Consider the following 19,489-nt stretch of genomic DNA (forward strand, 5'->3'; position numbering starts at 1 on the left):
ATGGATGTCATATATATGGGGTGCATAACGATGATAGGGCACACGACAGAGAAAGAACGGACGATATTTGATCATACTGGGAATAGGATCAAGACAGAAGACCGAGAGATTCGAATCCTTGCTAAGTATGAGGAACCACTGGTTGTCGTGTTAGGAAATGTGCTTAGCGATAGCGAATGCGATGAGCTAATCGAACATTCCAAAGAACGATTGCAACGCTCAAAAATAGGGGAGGATCGTTCAGTCAATTCTATTCGGACGAGCAGCGGGGTGTTCTGCGAGCAGACGGAGACGATTACAAGAATCGAGAAGCGAATCTCTCAAATCATGAACATTCCTATTGAGCACGGTGATGGCTTGCAAGTTCTACGATATACCCCTGGCCAAGAATACAAACCCCATTATGATTTCTTTGCAGAAACAAGTCGAGCAAGTACCAACAATCGCATTAGTACGCTCGTGATGTATTTGAATGATGTGGAGCAAGGCGGAGAAACCGTGTTCCCTTTGCTTCATTTATCTGTTTTTCCTACTAAAGGCATGGCTGTCTACTTTGAATATTTTTATAGCAATCAAGAATTAAATGAGTTCACTTTGCATGCAGGGACACAAGTGATCCATGGGGAAAAGTGGGTTGCAACGATGTGGATGAGAAGACAAAGCTTTCGGGTCTCCTAGAGGAGGAATCCCCAAATACATATGCGAAACGACCACCTGACAAAGGTGGCTTCTTTATGTCCACAAGCCAAGAGTCGGCTACTCGAACTTCCTTATATACTTGAAACGAATATTAACAAGTGTTAGACTATTTTTTATTTATTGATTATCTCTCATGTTAAATACAAGGGGGCATCCGATGCCTGTCTTACAAAAAAAAGCAAACCACTCGAAAAAGATTAGCCTGGTGGCACTATTAACAGGACTAGTCTCTTTATCTGTTGTTCTGACTGTTACCATTCTCCTTATCTCATTCTATCAATCCAAAAAACAGGCACTGATTCACACGACGTTGACCTTAAATCACACAAGTGCACTCAAAATGAGTCACACCATAGACGCTTTGATAAAATCCATGCGGAGTAGCTTACAGTATTCGGCGAGCATCTTTTCCGATATGCACGCGATGGATGCAGATGAAATACATTCGAAGCTTGAATTGATACGTCGTACAAACAACTTTTTTAATTCGATTATCGTGGTGGATGAAACCGGGCTTGTTCGAAGTGTGTCTCCCGAATCAATTGGTGCAGCAGGAAGATATTTGAAAATGGAAGTGGGGAAAAAGGTACTGGCATTAAAAAAGCCCTATATTTCTGTACCTTATATCACTGCACATTCGAATCGTCTCATTTTGCTTATTAGCGAACCCATTTTTGATAAAGACGGAATCTACCGTGGTTTTATCGGGGGAACGATTTATCTTCATGAAGAGAACATTTTAAATACGATCCTGGGGAGCAACCCAACGGACGAGCTAGGTTCATCTTTCTACATCGTAGGATCAAACGGTCATTTGTTGTTCCATCGTGATGAAAGTCGGATCGGAGAGGATATCAGTGCCAATCCAGCCGTGTACAAGCTCACTCAAGGGCAAAGTGGCTATGAACAGATCGTCAACTTGAGGGGACAGACGGAATTGGCCGCCTACGTGAAAGTTCCAGAGAACGACTGGGGTGTCGTTGTCGTGTCGAATATCAGTGTTGTTTATGAACAAGTAAATCGTGATATTCAACGCGTTTTGTTGTATACACTGCCTCCCTTTCTACTATTAATGCTAGTTGTGATTGGACTTGCGCGCAAAGTAGCAAGACCTTTCGTATCCCTGGCCGATCTTGTGAGCAAGGCAGGTAGAGAAGAGGTGGAGTTCTCGGAAGGTAAACAGCATTGGAATCGAGAGGCTGAGCTGTTAACTCGAGCCATTCGCTTTACATTAAACGATATCAAAAAACAGACAGATCAGTTGGCTCATGATGCGCGAACAGATCCGTTAACAGGGCTAACAAACCGAAGAACACTCGAGGAAACCATGCAAAAATGGATGATGGAGCAAATCCCCTTTTCTCTTATTATGATGGACCTTGATCGATTTAAATCCATTAATGACACGTATGGTCATCAGTCTGGAGATGAGGTGTTGAAACATTTTGCAAAAATGATTTCTTCATCACTTCGGCCAGAAGATGTGAGCAGTCGCTTTGGCGGTGAGGAATTTGTTGTCCTTGTTTCCCATGCTGGCTTGGAAGAGGCCTATCAGGTGGCCGAACGAATACGCCATACCTTAGAAACAAGTACAAATCCAATCGGGCAGCCGCTGACCGTGTCACAAGGCATTGCGCACTATCCTTCCCATGCTGTTTCGGCTGAAGATCTGATGCATGTAGCTGACGAGGCCATGTACAGGGCGAAGAGATCGGGTAGGAACCAAACAATGATAGCGGAAGTGGAGTAATCTATGTGAGGAGCGAAGAGGCGAGAGATCGCCTCTTTCTTTTTGAAAAAAAATCATTTGTTCGGTGCTAAAAAAGTAAATTCGGAGATATATTATCTCGCTTTTGACATATGCATGTAACAAATGGATAATTAAGTAAATTTCTCGTTCGGAAATGTGAAGCACATGATTCTTGTATCTCACTTTGAAAGAGGGGGATTCAGATGGAGAATGTTGTCACAGGGGAACAGTATGAGAGGGCACAACGCTTGCATCCTGCCAATTATTACGACGCAGTATTCAATGCTTTTCTCAGGCCAAACTGGATCAGCGGGAATCAGTTCTGGTACATCCGTGAAATCCGTTTGGAAAAGGGTACTGGTAGGCAATATGTGATCGTGGATGCTGAACAGAATACGAGTCAGCCAGCATTCGATCACGCACGATTAGCCGTCTGTTTGTCAAGAAGGGCAGGAGAAACGTATAGCGCAGAAACATTGCCACTTGGGGAACTTTTGTTTACCGAGAATGGATCGTCATTCCAGTTTAAGGTGGGCGGTACTGTCTGGATCTGTGATTTACAGGAATACAGCTGCAAGCCCATAGATCATGTTGATAAGCCGTCGATGGATGAACTGCCGTCTCCAGATGGAAAATGGGTGGCGTTCGTATATGATCATAACTTGTATGTTCGGTCACTCGAAACCGGAAAGCGTATCAGGCTGACCCGCGACGGCAAGGCTTACTATGATTACGGAACCCAACCTGAATGTCGACTCTCGACGGTGGCGGAGCGATTGGCAAACATGAAGCTCCCTCCAGTGGTCATTTGGTCCCCTGATTCCAAGATGCTGTTGACCCATCGACTTGACCAAAGAAAGGTGCGCAATTTGCATCTGATTCAATCGGTTCCGAAGGGCGAAGAAGTAAGGCCGGTACTGCACTCGTACCGTTATCCACTGGTTGGCGATCCACACGTACCGTTGGCAGAGCTGGTTGTCTGTGATTTGGAAAGGCGAACCACAGTCCAAATTGAAAGCGAGCCTTTACTGGCATGTCCAGTCTCACCCCTCACTCCGGGGATGCAAATGGCCGGATGGTCAGCCGACAGTAAACAGGTTTATTTCGCCCGGATGTCCCGTGATGCCCGCTCTGTCGATTTTTCCGTAGCTGATCCTTGCTCCGGTGAGGTTTGCACGCTACTGCGGGAAGAAAGCGATACGTTTTTGAACCAAGACCTGCATAATCTCGGAGCGTCTAATCCGAATATTCGGTTATTGGCCGATGGTTCGTTCATCTGGCACTCAGAGCGTGATGGGTGGAGCCACCTCTACCATTGCGATGGCAATACGGGGGAAATTCGCAATGCGATCACATCGGGTTCCTGGACGGTACGAAAATTGATGGCAGTGGACGAGCAGCAGGGATGGGTGTATATCACTGGAGGGGGGCTAGAAGCGGGGCGAGATCCTTATTATCAACACCTGTATCGTGTTCGCCTGGATGGAACGGATCTATCGTTGCTGACGCCAGAAGATGCAGAACATGATGTTGTGTTTTCTCCCACTATGAAGTATTTCGTCGATACGTTTTCGCGAGTTGATTTGCCGTCTGTTTCTGTTCTCCGCTCGATAGATGGCACCTTAATTCGCGAATTGGAGCACGCTGATGTGGAAATGCTGCTCGAGATGGGGTACCAATTTCCAGAAAGGATTACCGTCAAAGCACGAGACGGTGTGACCGATCTTTATGGGGTGATGCTGCGTCCATTCCCGTTTGATCCTTCACGCAAGTATCCGGTCGTAGATTACATTTACGGGGGACCTCAGATCATCAATACGCCGAAAGCTTTCGCGCTCGATCCAGGTCGAAGCCATGACCCGCTGGGTGGTGGACAATCATTGGCGCAGTTGGGTTTTATCGTATTGATCTTAGATGGAATGGGGACACCTTATCGCTCCAAATGGTTCCATGATATCTCGAACGGAAAATTGGAGGAAGCAGGAGGTTTGCTTGACCATGTGACAGCGGTAAGGCAATTGGCTGAGCGCTACCCATATGTGGATGTTGATCGGGTAGGCATTTGGGGCTCGTCAGGGGGAGGCTATGCTTCGACAAGGGCCATGCTCTCATTTCCTGAGTTTTACAAGGCTGCGGTTTCCGCGTGTGGTAATCATGATCAACGACTGTATATAGCAGCATGGGCAGAACGCTATCAAGGTCTGTATGATCCGGACTTGTACAGGGATCAAGACAATGCGCGTCTGGCAGCCAATCTGACAGGAAAGCTCTTACTGGTGAGCGGAGATATGGATGAAAATGTGCATCCATCCCAAACGATTCGGATGGCGGATGCGCTGATTAAAGCGGACAAAGATTTTGACATGCTGCTATTGCCCAACCGACATCACGGCTTTTCTTTGGAGCCTTACTTTATTCGCAGAAAATGGGATTATTTTGTAAGGCACTTGATGAGAACAGAACCTCCGTGGGGAAATCAAATAGCCAACAAAAAGGCCAGTGATAAAGAGCCGATAGAGAAATAGCATGTGAGTGGAAAGAAAACGGAGAAGTGCGAAGAGGAGCCCTAAGAAGAGCTCCTCTTTTCATTTTTTATTGAAACCACGGAGAAGGCAGTCGCTATTTTACCTCGCGAAAACTTGCACTGACCTTTTGCAGTTCTTGCTTGAGGGAATCAAACCTTTTTTCTTCTGTCCAAGCCATGATTTGATGAAAATGTGTAGGCGTTTCGACCAATGTCACAATATAAGCGACCTTAATGCCGTCTACTTCGCCTTTGGCATTGAATTGGATGGCCACCTGGTTGTCGACTACAGTACGAATCTGTTTATCTACGGATACATTTTCTACACCCTCTTGAAGGTTTGCTTCAATGACTTGGGTATAATCTTGAAGCGTGAATGAACTGTCTAGATCCTGCTTCGATTCTGACAGCACCAATACATACTTTTCGCTAAAACGATTGGAGATTTGTAAACCAGCTTCATCGTGGAGGGCTGAATCCTTGCCCCAATCCGAAGGGGCTGTTATTTGAAACTTTTTATCCTTGCTATAGAAAATTTCTTCGGTAGGCGTTCTTGATGCGAGATCGACTATCCCAAAAATCATACCAATGATGGATAAAACAGCTACGATGGAGAAGACAACAGCGAGTACGGTTGTTTGCTTTTTGCTGACGTTGTTCAGATCCTTCACTTTCACGACGTATGTATTCGCTGCTAGATCGCCTAACCGTTGTCTTTTGTCGGAAGCCAACACACTGATTCCGGCTGGCAACCCGCCTATAAGAAATACATTTGCTTCGAATAGACGAATGAGGGAACGAATAAATGATTTCCATAACCCGGGTGGTCGTCCTTCCGCATTGACAGCAATGATGCGGAACGTAAATTTTCCGATCGTATATCCGGTAAGTCCTTCTAACAGTACATAATAAGAACATAGGATAATGGCGGCTAGGATGAAGAAGTAGAGACCGTTAGCGACTTTATCAATGGAAACCCCAAGTGAGAGCAATCCGATTAGAAAACAAGCGAGAAGAATATGATCAAGAACATGGGCTCCCCATCTCGTGAAAAAAATCGTTGCCCTGTCGTACGATTTCGATAAATCTCCCATGTTTTTTGGTGGCTCTTGCTGGGGAAGAGGAGAAAACTCTGTCGGTACCAATGGTGATGGCGGTTGTTGCTCCAATTTTGTGCACCTCCTGAAAAATGTAAACATATTACATTTAACCACTTTGAAAATTGTATTGTCAATTGTAGACGATTAGAATGGAAAAAGATGAGCAAGGCGCTGCCGTCCCATTCCAGGGAGAGGAGAATTACATATGGAAATCCACCAAATACCCGAGCAATTGCCAGTGATCAAACATTCCAAAGACCGCTGGGGCTCTTTTGCCTATAGCAAGTGTAAGGATGCATACGGTTATGACGAGAACGGGCTGAAAAGATACGCGCTGATCGTTCAGCTTCAATACGATCAGACTGTGACAGAAGCAGACAAGGAGTTCCTGCACTATTTGATGAGCCAAGAGATTGAGATGCATAAGTCCCATCCCTATCAGGGATTACATGAATCCATGGACATCGTGGCTTATTTATTGGCGAAGTTTAAGGATGTTAATTATATCCCGCTGTTTGAGCAGGCAAAATTAAGCAATTTTGATACCTACTATGGCTTTGACACCGAGTATGTCATTTCGGCGGGGATTGAAGAGGCGATCACGTACATCGAAGAGAACGACCTGTACCGAATCAGCTCTTTCTTTCAGGATAAGAAAGAGGAGCTGGAAACGATGTATACGGTTGAACATATGGAGCGATGGTTTCAATCCAAGGCTAGAAATTACCCTGCCAATCGCGAGGAAGAGTCCTTGATTACGTTAATGGACAGAGCAAGCGATTTCGGTAACATGGCAGAAGCCAGAAAATTACTGGAGAAGCTAGAAGAGCAGCTGGGCTCTGACAAAAAGAATTATTCTCTGCTGTATCATCAGGCAAAACAATTGGAAGAGTACGACAAGGCACTTCACTATCTCACACAGGATCTCCCGGAACAGGAAGACTCGTTTGACAAAGTATTCCTTTGGTTAAAAATGGCCGAAATCCATTTGCTCAAGCAGGACTGGATTCAGGCTTTTGCCAGCATCAAGCAGTGCGAGCCAGAGCTCAAACTCTTTTCCTCCTGGAGGAGTGCCGGTTTGGGAAGAAGTTTGAGCGAGACCTTGTTGGATATCAGCTTGATGGCAAAGGACAGCGACGAGTCTTTGGCTAGAGAAGCGTACCACTGGGCCGACCAGATGTTAAAATCGACAAACAACTACAGCAGTAATGTTTTGAGAAAGGCGCACCAATGTGCCAAGGTGCTGCAACTCAAACAGGATAAAAGGCTGTACAGTAAAAAAGTCGCGATAGAAGCTAGACGAATCAACAGAATGCTTAGATGACTCAAAGTAAACCCGACATCTGTAATGGTCGGGTTTTTCTCTGTTTGGATGCAACGTTCATAAAAAAAATATCCACTCAGAGATCACTTTGCTGTATCTTTAATCTGAGCAATATTTCCTATCTTTTTATAGACTTTTTTCCCCGTTAGCCAACCTCATTGCGCTTCAGGTCATCGATAGCAAGGCTACTTTCCATGTTTCCTTCATGAATGTCATTTTACTTCTAGGCAGGAGATGCGTATGGATCTATTAACGTACAGTCCACTTATCGCAACCAAGCTTCATGTTCCGAAGTATGGTTCGGACTTGTTACTTCGACATCAGATATTGAAAGAAATCGATGACGCTGGAGATGCAAGATTGATTCTCGTGTGCGCGCCAGCCGGTTTCGGTAAAACGACAGCAGTCAGTCAATGGACGCAAAATTCCGGCAAACCGACCGGTTGGATCTCCCTGGATGAATCAGATAATGATCCCGTGCGCTTTTGGCGATATTTTGCTAGGGCAATTGATAGGGCTCAGGAAGACTTGGGCAAAGAAGCTTCCTCGGTGCTCCACCCACAGTACACGGCTTCTGCTGAGCAGTTGATGTCCGTGTTACTCGAAGAAATTGCGGGGTTTGAACGTGATTTTTATTTGGTATTGGACGATTACCATCTCATTAAGGAACCTTCCATTCATGAAGGACTGCAGACACTGATCCAGCATGCTTCCTTCTATATGCATGTCGTCCTGATTACGCGGGAGGAACCTCCTTTTGCCCTTCACCGTCTACGCGTTCGGAAACAGTTGAAGCAACTGGGCTCGGACACTCTTCGGTTCAATGAGGAGGAGTGTCGACGCTTATTCCATGAGCAACTGGGTCTGAGTCTGTCTGAACAAGATATTGGCTCGTTAAGCAAACGAACGGAGGGATGGGTGGCTGGTTTGCAGTTAGCAGCCTTGTCCATGCAAGGAAAGCCCGAAGCGTCTAAGGTCATTCATCAATTTTCCGGTAACGATAAGTATGTCGGAGAATATTTGACGGAAGAAGTATTGAAACGACTGCCTGAAAAGGTGCAGATGTTTTTGTTGAAAACGTCCATACTGCCGCGTCTGACAGGAGATCTATGCGCAGCCGTTACCGGAGAGCCGGACGCTCACGACATCCTTCGCATGCTCGAGAGAACGAATTCATTTGTCATCGCGCTGGATGGCGTAAATGAGTGGTATCGTTATCACCATTTGTTCGCAGAACTTCTGCTTTCCCATGTAAGGAAAACATATAACGAACTGCTTCCTGCCCTACATATCTCTGCAAGCTGCTGGTTTGAAAGTCACGGGTGGATAATGGAGGCGACTGAGCATGCGTTTCTCGGAAAAGATTGGACCCGGGCGAGCCGTTTGATCGTCGCACATGCGCCGTGGATGTTGAAACAGTACGAAAATATAACACTGCGCAGATGGATGAAATACTTTGAGAAGTCCTGGTTGGAATGCAACCCTGAGCTGTGCATTGCTTTTGCTTGGCTGCATGCTGTATCCAACGAAATTGATCAGGCGGAAATCCTCCTTCAATTGGCTGACGAAGCAACACGGACCAATCATGGGAGCTTTGACGACTGTCGAGTAGAAATGTGTGTGCTTCGGGGATATATCGAAGTGATGCGGGGAAATGTGGACCTTTCCCTCAAATATATGGAAGATTCGGTCCAAATGAAGCCAAAATTCAGCCGCTACTTCATCGTCGGCATAGAGTTGAATTCAGATGAGCCGTACGTGCTGCGTAGTCGTGTGGCCTTGAGCGGGTATTTGTCCAATGTGAATGAATACTATCCAAAATTAAGAGCGATCTGGAAGCACAGTGGTCTTGGCATATTAGCCTACGGTTCCATCGTGATGGCTGAGCTTTATTATGAGAAAAATGATTTTGAGCAGCTAAAATATTTCGTACCGCGAGCCATCCAGTTAGGCACCATCTCCTTGAATTTTGGCGTATTGGTCCCTGTGTATTTGACTTTGGCCCGATGGAGAAAAGCAGAGCATCGTAACGACGAGATGTGGCTGGCCATGGAGGAAATCACATCGCTCTGCCGCCAGCATGATGCGCCTCCCCATTGGATGTCTTTTGTAGAAACATTCCGCGTCCGATTATGGATCGAAGAAAATCGACGGGAAGAAATAGAAAAATGGGCCGAGCTTTACACCAAAATGAATGTCGATATTGTCGCTTCCCGACATGAATTTGAACGAATGACGTTGGCCCGGGTATATATCTATTTAAAAAACGACAGTGCAGCCATCATGCTACTAACCAGCTTAAAGCATGAGGCGGAAATAAAGGATCGGCTCGGGAGTCGGATTGAAGCCTTTATTCTGCTCAGCCAAGCTTACATGATCCAAAAACAGCATCATGAAGCGATGGCGTGTATGCGCATGGCGGTGACGTTAGCCGCACCAGAAGGCTATGTACGCACTTTTTTGGATGAAGGCCCTGGCGTTGCCAAAATGCTCTATTCGCTCTATAAAAGCAAAAACGTATCCAAGCAAGAGATGGCTTATCTTTCGATGCTGCTTAAAAGTGTAGAGAAGGAATTTCCTACGCTCGATATTCAAATTCGGGTATCCCCTGCATTGGAAAAATTGACGGAAAGAGAGTCGGAAGTGCTGGCACTGATCGGTGAAGGGTTATCCAACTCGGAGATTGCGGACAAGCTGCATCTCACACTGGGAACGGTAAAAGGGCATGTGCATCAAATTTTTAGCAAGCTCCAGGTGAAAAATCGGGCACAAGCCATCGTCAGATTAAGAGAAAGTGAGATCGACCATTAGACAAAATAACGAAAGCAAAACGAGCCTCTAGAATCGATTCTAAGGCTTGTTTTGCATGTTTTCAGTGGCCTCAGCTATTTTCGGGTGTTTGTTTTCTTTGCAAATCCATCTCATGTACACACAACGGTCACATCAGCCATCTATACTCATCTTGTAATAACAAGGTTGGTGGTCATAGGAATGGCGACGGTGAGAAAAGGATTCGTAAATTTCACGATAGACTGGTAATCTATGCAATAAATGCACAACCACGAGTAAGGAGTGCGGAAATGAAACGGAAAGTGTTACTCGTAGAGGACGACGAGCTCATACGTGAATTTGTATCGGATTATTTTAAAAAAGAAGCTTGGGAAGTGTACGAAGCGCAACACGGTAAAATGGCGATGGAGCTTTTCGCTCTGCACCCTGTCGATTTAGTTGTACTAGATATTATGATGCCCGAGATGGATGGCTGGTCGGTGTGCAGAAAAATCCGCCAACAATCCGACATTCCCATCATGATCATTACAGCAAGAGTAGACGACGATGACCAGTTGATGGGTTTTGAGCTTGGCGCGGACGAATATGTCACCAAACCGTTTAGCCCAAAAGTATTAGTGGCCCGTGCCAAAGCTCTGATGAAAAGGGCAGAGGGGAGCATCGGGAGGGGAGATGATATCGCTCAGTTTGGAGCATTGACGGTAAACAAACGAGCTCACACCGTTACGATTGCGGGCTCCCCGATTTCATTGACACCAAAAGAGTATGAGCTGCTTCTGTTCTTCATTAAGCATGAAGGGACGGTCTTGTCCCGAGATAGCATATTGAATGGGGTTTGGGGGATGGACTACTTTGGCGACCATCGTACGGTTGATACCCACGTGAAAAAACTGCGTGCCAAGCTGGATACAGAGCAGCATCTGATTCAGACGATGATTCGTTTTGGATATAAGTTTGAGGCAAAACGATGAAACGCCTTCGACTAAACGTTGTGACAAAATTATTTGCCGCCACTTTTGTTTTTGTCTTTTTGCTCTACGCTTTGATATTGATCGGGGAAAAGTTTTTCTTTGAGCGCTTTTATTTAAATGCGAAAGTAAGCGAGCTCTCGGAAGCAATGGCATCTTTCCCAGATGAGTACGCCAAACTCCCTCCAGGCAAGCACAAGCTGGATAGGCTGGTTGGAACATTGATGAATCGTACAGATGCCAGCTTTGCGATCGCAAACGAGCAGCTTAGGCAAATGAATCTCGATCCCTATTTTCTCAAAGTAAACGTAGCAAATCAAAATCAAGTGATTACCTTACCGTTAAAAGAAATGACGAGCACCGAGCTCCCTGAAGGACTCCATGTGGGAGACACGATTACCGTTGACGGAATCTTTATGGATGAGAACGACACGATCATGAAGCCGATACAGATAGCAAGACAAAGTCCATCCACAAATGTATCCGAAAAAGGACTAACCCGGGTTACGGGTGTCATTTCTGACCTCATGCTACCTAGTCAGCAGCGGGCACATAACCCTTTTTATCAGGATTCTCTCGTAGAGGATCAAATCGGATCATGGCTGACGCAGCAATCCGAAGAGATTACACAGATGAAAAGCGGATCATTCATCCAGCGGAAGTGGACTGATCCGTGGAGTGGTGTAAACTATGCCATCGTCATTCATCGGTTCTCCTATCATAGCGAGGCGATGTACATGATAGCGGTGACGACACTGCAACCTGTGAGCGATGCAATAAGTATGCTAACCAGCTATTCCTTCTACGCAACACCAGTCATCCTCGTCATCTTACTGCTGCTGTCCTTTGTCTTTTCGAAGATCATCACGAAACCATTAGTTACGCTGAGTCATTCCGCTTCACGCATGGCTAATCTGGACTTCACAGAACTTGCTTCGATTCATTCTCAGGATGAATTCGGTGAGCTCTCTCGCCATCTGAATACGTTAGCCGGCAAGCTGGATCAGACATTAAAAGACCTGACGAGTGCCAACGTCACTCTTCGCGAGGATCTAGAGCATAAGGAAAAAATGGAGCAGCTTCGCAAAGAATTGATTGCAAACATCTCTCATGAACTCAAGACCCCGCTTGGCATTGTGAAGGGCTTTACGGAAGGGTTAAAAGATGATGTCGCACATGAAAAGCGGGAGCGATACATGGACGTCATTTTAAGCGAAGTCGACAAGATGAACGAGCTCATTATGGATATGCTGGAGTTGTCCAAATTCGAAGCCAAAGCCATTTTGCTTCGTAGACAATCGTTTCCCGTATCGGAAGTAATAGATCGTGTAGCCGCTTCCTTTCAACTACAGCTGGCAAACAAGCAGGTACGACTAAGGCTCGCCTTACCTGAAGAGATCAACGTATGGGCAGATCCAAGACGTATCGAGCAAGTGATCGTGAATTTGCTCGGCAATGCAGTCAGGCACGCCAATCCATCAAGTGAGATTCGGATAACGGGGGCCAGCGAGCGGGAGTGCATCCGGTTTCGCATCGAAAATGAAGGAGCGCACATCCCAGAGGATCAACTAACGCGGATATGGGAGCAATTTTATCGAGTAGATAGCTCTCGCTGGCGGAAATCTGGCGGCACGGGTCTCGGATTGGCGATCTGTAAACATATCCTCGATCTGCATGGCAGTGATTATGGTGCGGAAAATACCGTGGATGGAGTCGCTTTTTCCTTCACGTTAGTTGACAATGAAAACAAAGGTGGAAATGACAATGAATCTGAAAAAGAATAATATGAAAAGCTTACTGGCTGTATTGGTCCTATCACTTGTTACTAGTGCTTGTGGCACACCGCTTCCTTCAGAATCGACTGGTCAAGTGTCGCCGCAAGTTCCTCAGGAAAACAAAGAAAACAAGGAGAAACAACCGGAGAACGTTGCACAAGACATGGCCGCAGAACAGCAGGAAAAAGAAATTCTCGTCGTGGTCGACCAGGAACCGAAACCCATCGAGGGAAATAGCTTCGATTTCTTTATCGAACAGCGACCTGCCGGCTATTCATTAGCTAGCATGCAGTGGAAGTCTGAGAAAACTGACATCGTAACCACGACAGAGCAAGCGATCAAAAACGACATGGAAGGTAACCCTGGTGAGAATCGCTTTGTCATCGGTGGTAGCATGTCGTTATCCAGTTTCTACTACAAGGATGAGTTGAAGGGGGAAAAGGGGAAATTGATTTTGGTCTTTCAAAATGAGCAAGGCAATGAAAAGACATGGGAGAAGGAGCTAACCCTTAAATAACGTCCGATCAATTGGAACCTCATTTTTGAGGTTCTTTTTATTTTGTTTGGCACATGTTTACGGTGGGGTTTTTTGTTGGGAAGAAAATAATCACGAAAAGACATAACTTTAGTTAGTATTTTTTGCAAAAGACTGTTGTTACCATATTTTTGTTTCACCTAGATGTTTTGCTAGGGGAGTGTGTCGACAGTAGGGGGAATTCAAATGAAGAAGGAAGGAGGACAGTGTTATTGATGAAAAGAATGATTGCTCGGTTGTTGGTATTTACTTTGCTGTTTGCAATTGTCCAACCTGTGTTTATTCATGAAAAAGTGAATGCAGCCGGTCTTACAGATGTGATTCGAGTAGAGGCAGACAAGTTCGTGGATGCGTCTGGTGCCTATCCAGATGGAATACAGTATGAATTGATTCCGAACGCGTTGATCGTCGGCTATGCGCGAGACTCTGGCGGGGACTATGGGGCTGCGAATACTGCCCTGCGTTTTGACCTGAGCGGCGTGAAAAGTGAGAAGAAAATTGAGTCCGCCAACCTGAAAATTTATGTGCATAAGGTAGAATCAACAGGCGGAGATATGCCCTTTATTGATCTATGGGGCTCGCTTGATGACAGCTGGAACGATGATTCTACGGTGACGATACCTATGCATCATGAAAGAATCATAGCAAATGAGATGCTTCCCAATAATTTCACAGGGTGGAAATCGTTTGATGTAACCAGCTTTGTTAAGAGCCAGATTCCAGACAAAAAAGCTACCTTTGTTTTAAGAGGACGACAAACTGCGCCGCCAGTTCCACCTTTGTATCAGCCTCAAATCGTTTTTTACGACAAAATAAATCCCAGCTTCGCATCTCAGCTAGAAATCACTTATGCTGCTAACACTCCACCAACCGATATCCTCTTATCGTCCCATTCGATTCCTGAAAACAATCAAATAGGAGCGGTAGTTGGTACGCTTTCGGCAGTAGATCCTGATCAAGGGGAAACCGTTACGTTCAGCATTCTAAACAATCCGGTGCCATTTACTATTGAGGGAAATCAACTGAAGGCAACGGAAAAATTTGATTTTGAAACGAAGTCGACTTACTATGTACCGATCACCGCAACAGACTCGGCTGGCAATATCTTTACCAAGACGATGACCATCCAGGTGACAGATGTAAATGAACCACCTACGACAGCGTCGGTTACCATCAATGGCGGTGCTGCGATTACGAATTCAGCAAATGTGACGCTCACCATGACCCATGATGATCCCGACGCGGCCAAGCCCGAGTACCGTTTGACGAATGTGGAAGGTGGTCCTTGGAGCGAATGGAAGTCGTTTGTGACACCTTTGACGTGGACTCTCACAACAGGAGAAGGAACCAAAACGGTCTTCATGGAGCTGCGTGACGGAACAGGAACTGTCCTGCAAGTGCAGGATAGCATTGTGCTGGATACGATACCTCCGGCAGGGACCATCGAGATCAATAATGGGAACGTAGCCACTTCATCAGAAAAGGTAGAGCTTACCATTCAGGGTAGTGATGCGAACGGCCTGGTAGAACTGATGTTGTCGAATGATAACAACTTTACAGGCAGTTGGCTGCCAATCCCTGCCAATAACAAGCTGGAATGGAACTTGGCTAGTGGAGACGGACAAAAAACGGTCTACGCGAGGTTCCGTGATGGTGCAGGGAATCTGTTTACGACATCGGATACCATCGAGTTAGACAAAACGCCACCTGTTGTGACGGGGGTTGCGAATGGCAGCTTCTACACGGCAGATGTCGCACCTGTCTTCGATGATGGCACAGCAACATTGAATGGTGCTCCTTTTGCCAGCGGCACAAAGGTGAGTGTGGAGGGCAGGTATACGCTGGTAGTGACGGATACAGCGGGGAATACGACTACGGTAACTTTTACCCTAGATAAAACCGCGCCTACTGGAACTCTTGCAATCAATAACGGAGCCACCCATACGAATAACCAAGATGTCACTTTGCAAATCGATGCCACTGACGTTTCCAGCAAGGTGAAAATGAAGCTGTCCAACGATAACATCAGCTGGAGTGCGCTAGAGGATGTGGCGACCGCCAAGGCTTGGAAGCTAACAAATGGGGATGGACAGAAAACGGTCTATCTACAGTTGATCGACGAAGCTGGCAACCCCCATGATTTACAGGCATCGATTACACTCGATACGGTTGCACCTGCTGTCACAGGGGTTGAGAACAACAAGCTGTACAATCAGAGTGTCACGATCAGCTTCAACGAAGGAAAGGCGACCTTGAACGGAAAGACGATAGCTGACGGAGAAATCGTCAATGAGGATGGCGCTTATACGTTGATTGTCACGGATGAAGCGGGCAATACAGCATCGCTTGCATTTTCGATTGATCAAACAAAACCGTCAGGCAGTCTCAAGATCAATGGTGACGCCAATTATACCAATTCACTTGCAACCACATTACAAATTGCCGTTACCGATTTCAGTAATGATCTAGAGATGCGCTTTTCCCATGATACGAGTGATCCAGCCAATTGGACTTCATGGGAAGCGCTGACTCCAACAAAGGCGTGGACCTTGCCGACTGGGGACGGAACCAAGTCGGTTTACATGGAAGTAAAGGACAAAGCAGGGAATATTGCTAGCTTTACCGATGAGATCACACTCGATATGACCAACCCTACGGGTGCTTTTGAGATCAATCAAGGTCAGTCGCATACCAACACGAGCAAAGTTACCTTGAGTGTGGAGTCGGCTGATGCTCATGGTGTGGAAATGCGCTTGTCCAATGACAACCTGACGTGGAGCGATTGGAAAGCGGCACCATCAAAAGGTGACATTCCATGGGATCTGAATAGTGCGAATGGAACCAAAACGGTCTATCTCGAGCTGAGAGATCCGGCCGGAAACCAAATTGCCCTTCAAAAGCAAGTCACGCTGGATTCAGATGGACCAGTTGTTACAGGAGTCGCCCAGAATGGTGTCTATGCGAGCGACGTAACGATTACCTTCAACGAGGGAACAGCATTACTGAACGGCAATCCGTTTACGAGCGGTTCTGTTGTCAGTGCGGAAGGATCGTATGAACTAGTCGTAACAGACGAGGCACAAAATCGCACGACGATTCGTTTCACGCTGGATAAAACACCACCGACTGGAACGCTCAGCATCGATAACGGAGCCGAATTTGCAAAAACAGAAGATGTTACGCTGCAACTCACTGCGTCAGGAAATTCAGACGACATCGAGATGGCAATCTCTAACGCGGATGACAATTCGGGTACGTGGGAGCGAGTCACAGCGACAAAAGCATGGAAGCTGGCTGATGGCAGTACAAACGGCACCAAAACGGTCTATGTCAAGCTGCGGGATAAAGCGGGGAACGTCACAAAGCTAAGTGATACGATTGAACTCGATGTGGTGGCGCCGACTGGATCCATCACGATCAATAACGGAGACAATTACACTAAGTCCCGTGATGTTACGCTCGCCATCACAGCGAACGACAGTACGAGCGTTGTACAGATCCGCTTCGCAAATGGTGACAACGACTGGAGCGATTGGGAGGCAGTAACTACGACCAAAGCATGGCAGTTGAAGTCCGGTGATGGAACCAAGACTGTCGAGATGCAGATCACAGACAGGGCAGGGCACATCACAACCGTTTCCGATACGATCGAGCTGGATGCAGATGCGCCAGTTGTTACAGGAGTCGAGGACAAGGGCATTTACAAAGATGACGTGACCATCACCTTCAATGAAGGAACTGCGACGTTGAATAGTGCTCCGTTCGCAAGTGGTGACCAGGTAACAAGTGAAGGCAAGCATGAACTGCGGGTCGTAGATGCTTCCGGAAACGAAACCAAGATCACGTTTACTTTGGATAAGACAGCACCAACGGGAACGTTCGTCATCAACAATGATGATCGTCTAACCAACTCTACCAGCGTGAGACTGCATGTTACTGCTACGGACAATTTGGGAGATGTAGAGATGCGCATCTCCAATGACCAAGGCAAGTGGAGCAGCTGGGAAAAAGTGACGGGAACGGTACCGTGGAGCTTGACGTATGGCAATGGCACGAAAAAAGTTCTGATCCAGCTTCGCGACCTGGCAGGAAACACGGTCGAACTGGATGATTCCATTGAGTTATATGTGTCAAATCCGCCAACAGGAGAGCCGGTCACCGGAGTTGAGTTAGAGGATGAGGAGTTAACGCTGCGTGTGGGCGATACAGAAAGCCTTCGTGCCACTGTAAAACCAGCGAATGCCTCCAACAAACGAGTCAAGTGGGAAAGCAGTGACGCTGAAATCGTCGAGATAGATGAGGAAGGCAAGATCACAGCGGTAGCTCCGGGAACTGTGACGATTACAGTGACGACCGAGGACGGGAAGAAAACCGATTCGGTGAAAGTAACTGTTAAGGAAATAGGAGAGCCGGTCACCGGAGTTGAGTTGGAGGAAGAGGAGCTGACGCTGCGTGTTGGCGATACAGAAAGCCTTCGTGCCACTGTAAAACCAGCGAATGCCTCCAACAAACGAGTCAAGTGGGAAAGCAGTGACGCTGAAATCGTCGAGGTAGATGAGGAAGGCAAGATCACGGCAGTAGCTCCTGGGACTACGACGATTACAGTGACGACAGAGGACGGGAAGAAAACCGATTCGGTGGAAGTAACCGTTAAGGAAATAGCTACCTTCCAGTTGGAAACAGACGAACCGTCCTTCTGGATTAAGCCAAGAGTAACCACGACCTTACGACTCTATAAGGTAGAAGGCAAAAAACGCAAAGACATCACGAGAGACAAAAATGTGGAATACGACACAGAAAACGGGTTGGTTACCGTCAAGCAGGGCCGCATTACAGCAGGCAAAGAAGAGGGAGAAGACATCGTTACCGTTCGCTATATGGGCGAGGAACTGGAGATTCCGGTGACGGTTTCTAAGAAAACGATTCGTTCGTTGACGACTTCCTTCAAGGATTTGGTGCTGGAAGTCGATGATGAAAAGCAGCTAACGCTGACAGCCGTCTTCAGTGACAAGAACACTGAAGAGGTGACAGAGAAAGCAGCTTGGTCCTCTAGCGACGAAGAGATCATCGAAGTAACAAAAGAGGGAAAAGTGACAGCGCTGGCTGAAGGGAAGGCTGTCATTACTGCGAAATATGGCGGTAAAAAGGTAACCAATCGTGTGCTCGTCGTAGAGGAAAAGAAAGTGAAAAACTTGCGAGTATCGCGCTCTTCACTGCGCTTGAAGGCAGACAATACTGAAGAGATCGTCCTGTATGCGGTCTATGAAAATAGATACGAGGAGATCATCACCAAGGATGCTGAATGGACAGTGAAAGATCCTGAGATTGCGACCGTAGAAAATGGTATCGTGACCGCACTGGAAACTGGTAAAACAACCATTACTGTGGAATACGGCGGCGAGACCATTACAATTAACATTACGGTCAGGTAAATGAAAAGAGGCTGTTCGATCTACTGTGGAGGGCAGCCTCTTTTCCATTCTGTTTAAAAGGTGAAGAAATATGGAAAATGCACTCATTGCTTTTGCAACTAGCATCATGGTAGGCGCTATTTTTTTTGGGATCTTATGGTGGGAAGGCTCGTGGTTCAGTCTTCGATTTACGAAGTGGTACTTCGGTATTTTATTTGCAGTCTCGATAGTAGTAGGAGGGTATACCCTTTTTCAAAGTTAATGATTTTACGTATCGAGTAAGCAAATTTCTACAAAGAAAAATAGACATGTTCAACCTTCTCAGGTATCGATCAATTTCTACACCAGCCAACCCGAGAAGGTAAACATGTCTATTTTTGTTTTATGATAAACCAATGTCTATGCTAATATTTGACATAAAATTCAGATATGGTATAATGCCCTTAAATGGTAATCTATTACATATTATGCTTATAAAAGGTAATTGTTCTAAAAATTCCCCTCTTCCTAGTAGAATCTGAAGCTGCCTTTCCACGATTCGAAAGAACAATTCACCATTCAATTACAAGGCTTTCCTGCATAGGTGTTTCATACGCAACTGTATTCAAACACT

General features: G+C 46.2%; 10 protein-coding genes. 9 read left to right on the forward strand and 1 reads right to left on the reverse strand.

The genetic code is table 11. The features are described 5' to 3' along the window. Nucleotides 1-30: 30 nt before the first annotated feature. The 3 genes from ACFVS2_RS27320 to ACFVS2_RS27330 all read left to right on the forward strand — a co-directional run bounded on the left by ACFVS2_RS27320 (nucleotide 31) and on the right by ACFVS2_RS27330 (nucleotide 4,974). Nucleotides 31-678 (forward strand): 2OG-Fe(II) oxygenase, encoded by a 648-nt coding sequence (locus tag ACFVS2_RS27320; protein WP_390239533.1) that lies wholly within the window; start codon nucleotides 31-33, stop codon nucleotides 676-678. Nucleotides 679-856: 178 nt separating this feature from the next. Continuing rightward, nucleotides 857-2,449, forward strand: a complete 1,593-nt coding sequence (locus ACFVS2_RS27325) for a sensor domain-containing diguanylate cyclase (protein ID WP_390239534.1) — start codon at nucleotides 857-859, stop codon at nucleotides 2,447-2,449. A gap of 203 nt (nucleotides 2,450-2,652) precedes the next feature. After that, on the forward strand, nucleotides 2,653-4,974 hold the full coding sequence (locus ACFVS2_RS27330; protein WP_390239535.1) for a S9 family peptidase: 2,322 nt from the start codon (nucleotides 2,653-2,655) through the stop codon (nucleotides 4,972-4,974). 94 nt (nucleotides 4,975-5,068) lie between these two features. Here the strand turns inward: ACFVS2_RS27330 and ACFVS2_RS27335 are convergent, their stop codons facing one another. Beyond that, the gene (locus tag ACFVS2_RS27335; RefSeq protein WP_390239536.1) at nucleotides 5,069-6,142 is read right to left on the reverse strand and encodes an RDD family protein; all 1,074 of its coding nucleotides are present in this window, start codon (nucleotides 6,140-6,142) and stop codon (nucleotides 5,069-5,071) included. Nucleotides 6,143-6,278: 136 nt separating this feature from the next. Between ACFVS2_RS27335 and ACFVS2_RS27340 the strand changes: the two genes are divergently transcribed. The 6 genes from ACFVS2_RS27340 to ACFVS2_RS27365 all read left to right on the forward strand — a co-directional run bounded on the left by ACFVS2_RS27340 (nucleotide 6,279) and on the right by ACFVS2_RS27365 (nucleotide 18,897). Next, on the forward strand, nucleotides 6,279-7,397 hold the full coding sequence (locus ACFVS2_RS27340; protein WP_390239537.1) for a hypothetical protein: 1,119 nt from the start codon (nucleotides 6,279-6,281) through the stop codon (nucleotides 7,395-7,397). Between the two features lie 240 nt (nucleotides 7,398-7,637). Further along, on the forward strand, nucleotides 7,638-10,208 hold the full coding sequence (locus tag ACFVS2_RS27345; protein WP_390239538.1) for a winged helix-turn-helix domain-containing protein: 2,571 nt from the start codon (nucleotides 7,638-7,640) through the stop codon (nucleotides 10,206-10,208). Nucleotides 10,209-10,477: 269 nt separating this feature from the next. Next, nucleotides 10,478-11,158: a response regulator transcription factor gene (locus ACFVS2_RS27350; RefSeq protein WP_390239539.1), complete on the forward strand. Its 681-nt coding sequence runs from the start codon at nucleotides 10,478-10,480 to the stop codon at nucleotides 11,156-11,158. Further along, nucleotides 11,155-12,939: a sensor histidine kinase gene (locus ACFVS2_RS27355; RefSeq protein WP_390239540.1), complete on the forward strand. Its 1,785-nt coding sequence runs from the start codon at nucleotides 11,155-11,157 to the stop codon at nucleotides 12,937-12,939. The genes ACFVS2_RS27350 and ACFVS2_RS27355 overlap by 4 nt, the downstream gene beginning before the upstream one ends. After that, nucleotides 12,920-13,447: a hypothetical protein gene (locus ACFVS2_RS27360; protein WP_390239541.1), complete on the forward strand. Its 528-nt coding sequence runs from the start codon at nucleotides 12,920-12,922 to the stop codon at nucleotides 13,445-13,447. Before ACFVS2_RS27355 ends, ACFVS2_RS27360 begins: the two co-directional genes overlap by 20 nt. Nucleotides 13,448-13,680: 233 nt before the next feature. Further along, nucleotides 13,681-18,897 carry an Ig-like domain-containing protein gene (locus ACFVS2_RS27365; protein ID WP_390239542.1) on the forward strand — a complete coding sequence of 1,739 codons (5,217 nt, stop codon included), beginning with the start codon at nucleotides 13,681-13,683 and terminating at the stop codon, nucleotides 18,895-18,897. Nucleotides 18,898-19,489 lie beyond the last annotated feature (592 nt).

The organism is Brevibacillus sp. NPDC058079, from assembly GCF_042885155.1.
Lineage (GTDB): Bacteria > Bacillota > Bacilli > Brevibacillales > Brevibacillaceae > Brevibacillus.